Raw genomic sequence first — 5,506 nt, forward strand, 5'->3', positions numbered from 1 at the left:
CGGTGAGGATCACCACCTTCTTCGCATGTTCGGCCAGCATCTGCGCCGCGATCTGGTCCACGCCCAGTTCGCCGTCATGCTTCTGTCCGCCCGTCATGGCGACGGCGTCGTTGTAGAGGATCTTGTAGGTGATGTTTACACCCGCCGCGATCGACTGGCGGATGGCGAGCAGGCCGGAATGGAAATAGGTGCCGTCGCCCAGATTGGCGAACACATGGTTTTCGCCCACGAACGGCGCTTCGCCCACCCAGGTCACGCCTTCGCCGCCCATCTGGGTGAAGGTTTCGGCGCGGTCCATCCACATTGCCATGATGTGGCAGCCGATGCCGGCCAGCGCGCGCTGACCTTCCGGTGCCTTGGTGGAGGTGTTGTGCGGGCAGCCGGAGCAGAAATAGGGGCTGCGCTTGACCGGCGTGATGTGCGCGGCCGATTTGCCGGCCTGATCGCGGAAGAAGGCGAGTGCGGCGCGGATCCGGTCAGTGTTGTGGAAATGCTGCAGGCGCGCGGCGATCACGTGGGCGATGACGCCCGGCGAAAGTTCATTGTCGGGGCTGAGCAGCCATTCGCCGCTCTCGTCATGCTTGCCAACCACGCGCGGGCGGACGGACTCGCGCCAGTTGTAGAGCTGCCATTTCAGCTGATGCTCGATGAATTCGCGCTTTTCCTCGATCACCAGCACTTCATCCAGGCCTTCGGCAAAGGCGCGGATGCCATCGGGCTCCAGCGGCCACGGCATGCCAACCTTGTAGACCTTCAGGCCAATGTCAGCGGCGACGCGGGCATCGATGCCCAGTTCATCCAGCGCCTCCATCGTGTCGGCAAAGGCCTTGCCGGTCGACACGATGCCGATGCGCGGCTTGGGCGAATCCCACACCACCCGGTCAATGCCGTTGGCCTTGGCAAAGGCCATGGCGGCAAAGCCCTTGTAGCGTTGCAGGCGGGTGTCTTCCTCGCGCCAGATGTCGCCAGGGCGGATGTGGACACCGCCATCGGGGAATTCGAACTGGGGGATGATGATCCCGCGGTTTTCGCCAGACAGATCGACGGTGGCACTGGTTTCCACCGTATCGGCCGTGGCCTTGAAGCCGACCCAGGTGCCGGCAAAACGGCTCATGGCGATGCCCAGCAGGCCGTACTCGACGAATTCATGCACCGATGCGGGTGCCAGGAACGGCACGAAGGCGGCCTGGAAATTATGGTCGCTCTGGTGGGGCAGGGTGGAAGATTTGGCGCCGTGATCATCGCCGACGATGGCGAGCACGCCGCCATGCGCCGAGGTGCCGGCGGCGTTGCCGTGCTTCAGCACGTCCATGGCGCGATCGAGGCCGGGGCCCTTGCCATACCAGATGCCGAACACGCCATCGCGCTCGGCTTTCGGGTTCAGTGCCACGTGCTGGCTGCCCCAGACGGCGGTGGCGCCCAGTTCCTCGTTCACACCCGGAACGAAGTGGATATCCTGTTCCTTCAGCCACTTCTTGGCGCGCCACAATTCCTGATCATAACCGCCCAGCGGCGAGCCGCGATAACCGGAAATGAAACCGCCAGTGTTCAGCCCGGCGGCGGCATCGCGCCATTTCTGCACCAACGGCAACCGCACCAGCGCCTGCACGCCCGACATGAACACGCGACCGTCGCGGAAGCGGTATTTGTCTTCAAGGCTGACAGGCGGTAGACCGGCGACCATGGCTGTGACTCTTTGTGCACGTGCGAGATGGGTCAATAATACTGACCTTTTTTGCGGCGTGCAAGCGATAGCTCTGCGCCGGTGAGCATCACCATCGCCAGCTACAATATCCACAAGGCCGTTGGCAGCGATGGCCGGCTGAACCCAGGGCGCATTCTGGATGTGCTCGATGAAATCGGTGCCGATGTGGCGCTGCTGCAGGAGGCAGATACGCGGCTGGGCCTGCGCACCTCGGTGCTGCCCGAAACCCTGCTCAGCGTGCATGGCTGGCAGGCGGCGCCACTGGGCCAGCAACACCATGAAGGCCGCGCCGCGTTGGGCTGGCATGGCAATGCCGTGCTGGTGCGTAGTACCGTGCGGCTCACCCACAGCCACCGCATCACCCTGCCATCGCTGGAACCGCGCGGGGCGGTGCTGGCCGACATCGCGCATGGCAATCATGTGCTGCGGCTGGTCGGCGCGCATCTTGATCTTTCGGGCCTGGCCCGCGCCCGGCAGATGCACGCCATCATCGATGCGGTGGCGAAAGCGCCGGGCAATCCGCCGGAACTGGTGATGGGCGATTTCAACGAGTGGCGAAAGGGCGGCGCGGCGCTGGCGGCGCTGGCGCGGCACTGGCGCGAAGTGGCGCTTGGCCCCAGTTTTCCGGCGCGGCTGCCGATCGGCCGGTTGGACCGGGCTTTTGCCCATCATGCCCTGCATGTGGCCGAAGCCGGCGTTCATGCCTCGGCTCTGGCGCGCGCGGCGTCTGATCATCTGCCCATCTTCGTGCGGCTGGCCGCATGACGGCGGCATTGGCCAGACTGTGCGAGGCCCATCCCGGACAAAGCGGCATACAATTGCTCGATGATGGCCCGGCCGCGCTGGCGGTGCGCATCGCGCTGATCCGGCGCGCCGTAACCAGCATCGACGTCCAATATTATATCTGGCGCGATGATGTGGCCGGCCGGTTGCTGCTCGATGAACTCGCCGCAGCGGCCGTGCGCGGGGTGAAGGTGCGGTTGCTGCTCGATGATTTCGGCTGCGCGGCGGTCGAACATCTGGTGGCGGCGCTGCCCGGCTTTGATGTGCGGCTGTTCAATCCGGCCCGCCTGCGCTGGCCACGCTGGCCCAATGCGCTGTTCGATTTTGCCCGGCTCAACCGCCGCATGCACAACAAGAGCCTGACGGTGGATGGCATTGCCACCGTGATCGGCGGTCGCAACATCGGCGATGAATATTTCGATGCCGGCCATGTGGAACTGGCCGCCGATCTCGATGCACTGGCCATCGGCGCGATTGCCGGCGAAGTGGCCGCCTGTTTTCAGCGCTACTGGGATTGCCCAGAGGCGGTACCGCTGGCCCGGCTGGTCCGCTCGGGCGCAAAACCCTTGCCGCCGGCACCGCCCGTTGACCGGCGCGCCGCCTACTTGGCCGCAGCCGCCGACCCGGCGACGCTCGCCCTGCTGGACGAAGCGCAGGATTTCGAATGGGCGCCCGTGCGCATGCTCAGCGATCCGCCCGAAAAAATCAGCGGCACGGTGGCCGAAGCGCAGCTGATGCTGCCGCGATTGCTGGCCACGATGGCGTCGGCCCGGCAGCGCCTGTTGCTGGTATCGGCCTATTTCGTGCCCACCAGGGCCAGCAACGCCCTGCTCTGCGATCTGGCCGCACGGGGCGTGCAGGTCGATGTGCTGACCAACTCCCTGCTGTCCAACAATGTCGTGCTGGTTCACGCCTATTACGCGCCGTGGCGAAAGCGTCTGCTCAGCGCGGGGGTGCGGCTGTGGGAAATGCGTGGGGCGCAAGGGGATCGCGCAACGCTGGGCCTGATCCCGCGCCGCCTGCGCCGCCGCCGCCCGGCCACCAGCTTCTTCCGCGCCAGTGCCGGCGAACTCCACGCCAAAACCTATGTCGCCGATGGCCGCTGGCTGTTTGTTGGCTCGATGAATTTCGATCCGCGCTCGTGGCGGCTCAACACCGAAATGGGCTTCGTGATCGATTCACCGCGCCTGGCCAGCACGCTCGAAGCCGCGCTCGATGATGGCCTGCCGCGCTTTGCCTGGGCGCTCGAACTGCACGAAGGCCAGCTTGGCTGGCGCGAGGATGACCATCTGATTCAGCCCGAACCCGGCACCACCGCCCTGCAGCGCATCGCCCTGCGTCTGCTCGGCCTGTTGCCGCTTGCTGGCCTGTTCTGATCCCGCCTGATCTGGCACTATCGTGCCGATGCTGTGGGGGAGGCCGGTCATGATCATGTCTGCACGCCAATTGTTGCTGCTCACCGCCCTGCTGGTGCCTGCCACCGTCAGTGAGCCGGCGCTGTCTCCGGCGCTGCTCGCCGCGCTTGATCCCACCTCCCAGGCGCAGGCGCTGTGCGGGCCGCGCCGCGCCGGCCCCAGCCGCGCGCTGCTGGCAGCCGCTGCCATCGCCGCGCCGGCCAGCGAAACCGGCGGCGTGCCCTATCTGGCCGATCTCGCCGCCACCCGCCTGTCCCTGGGGCCAGCCGATCCCGGGGCGCGGCGCTGGTTCACGCAAGGGCTGATGCTCAGCTATGGCTTCAATCACGCCGGCGCGGTCGCTTCCTTCCGCCGCGCGCAGGCCGCTGCACCGGATTGTGCGCTGTGCTGGTGGGGGGAGGCGATGGCGCTCGGCCCCAACATCAACGCGCCGATGGACGGGCGGGATCGCCCCGCCGCGCTCGCTGCCCTCGATCGCGCGCTGGCGCTGAAGGATGGTGCCAGCCCGAAGGAACAGGCGCTGATCGCCGCGCTCGCCACCCGTTATTCGCGCGACGAAACGGCGGACCGCGCCGCGCTCGACAAGGCCTATGCCGATGCCATGCTGGCCGTGGCCGCGCGCTGGCCGGCCGATGACGAGATCGCCGTGCTCGCCGCCGAAGCGGTGATGGACACGTCCCCGTGGAACTATTGGCTGCCCGATGGCAAGCCGGTGGGCAACAGCGGCGAGGCGGTGCGCCTGCTGGAGCTGGTGCTCCGCCGCAATCCCGGCCATGTGCAGGCCGCGCATCTCTATATCCACATGCTGGAACTGCCCGATCCCGCCCGTGCCGAAGCCGCGGCGGATCGGCTGGCCCGCGCCCGCAATATCCGCAGCGCTGCGCATCTGGTGCACATGCCGGCCCATATCTGGCACCGGCGCGGCCGCTATCAGGATTCGATCCGCGCCAACATCGAAGCCGCTCGTGCCGATGAAGCCTGGATTGCCGCCACCGGCGATAAGGGCATGCTGCGCTATGGCTATTATCCCCACAATGTCCATTTCATCGTCACCTCGGCCCTGATGGCCGGCGACATGGCGACGGTGCGGGCGCAGGCCAGCCGCCTCGCCGGGATGATGGATGCCGAAACCTCGGCCAGCCTGGGCACGGTGCAGGCGGTGGATGCCGCGCCCTATCAGGCCATGGCAATGATTGGCACCCCGGCGGACATAGTGGCGATGCCGGCCCCCGATGCGCGGCTGCCGTTGCCGGCGGCCATGCGCCATTTCGCCCGCGCCACCGCCCGTGCCGCGCAGGGCGACAAGGCCGCGTTTGACACCGAACGCGCCGCGCTGCTGGCGCTGAAGCAGCATCCCGGCGCTGCCACGCTCTCCCAGCAGGGCCTGCCCATGGCCGCCATTGTCGATGTGGCTGATCATGTCGCGCAGGGCCGCTGGGCGATGGCGCGCCGGCAATATGCGGAAGCTGCTACGCAATTCCGCGCCGCCGCCACCATCGAAGCCACCATCCCCTATATGGAGCCAAGCTATTGGCATTACCCGGTGAACCAGTCGCTGGGCGCCGCCCTGCTGCTGGCGGGCGACTCCGCCGGCGCCAGCGCC

4 protein-coding genes are annotated in these 5,506 nt (G+C 67.0%); 3 read left to right on the forward strand and 1 reads right to left on the reverse strand.

Features of this window, described 5'->3' with window-relative positions:
• On the reverse strand, positions 1-1,684 hold a 1,684-nt coding region (locus RT662_RS10890; RefSeq protein ID WP_313670728.1), incomplete at its 3' end, for an indolepyruvate ferredoxin oxidoreductase family protein.
• Between the two features lie 81 nt (positions 1,685-1,765).
• On the opposite strand from RT662_RS10890, the gene RT662_RS10895 reads away from it, so the two are divergent.
• From RT662_RS10895 to RT662_RS10905, 3 genes are all read left to right on the forward strand, one after another.
• Positions 1,766-2,470, forward strand: coding sequence for an endonuclease/exonuclease/phosphatase family protein (locus tag RT662_RS10895; protein WP_313670729.1), 705 nt, complete (start codon positions 1,766-1,768; stop codon positions 2,468-2,470).
• Between the two features lie 8 nt (positions 2,471-2,478).
• Complete coding sequence (locus tag RT662_RS10900) at positions 2,479-3,864, forward strand: phospholipase D family protein (RefSeq protein ID WP_313670730.1); 1,386 nt, start codon at positions 2,479-2,481, stop codon at positions 3,862-3,864.
• 49 nt (positions 3,865-3,913) lie between these two features.
• The coding region (locus RT662_RS10905; RefSeq protein WP_409530167.1) for a hypothetical protein at positions 3,914-5,506 on the forward strand (1,593 nt) is incomplete at its 3' end.

The sequence above is a fragment of the Sandarakinorhabdus sp. genome, assembly GCF_032115815.1.
Lineage (GTDB): Bacteria > Pseudomonadota > Alphaproteobacteria > Sphingomonadales > Sphingomonadaceae > Sandarakinorhabdus.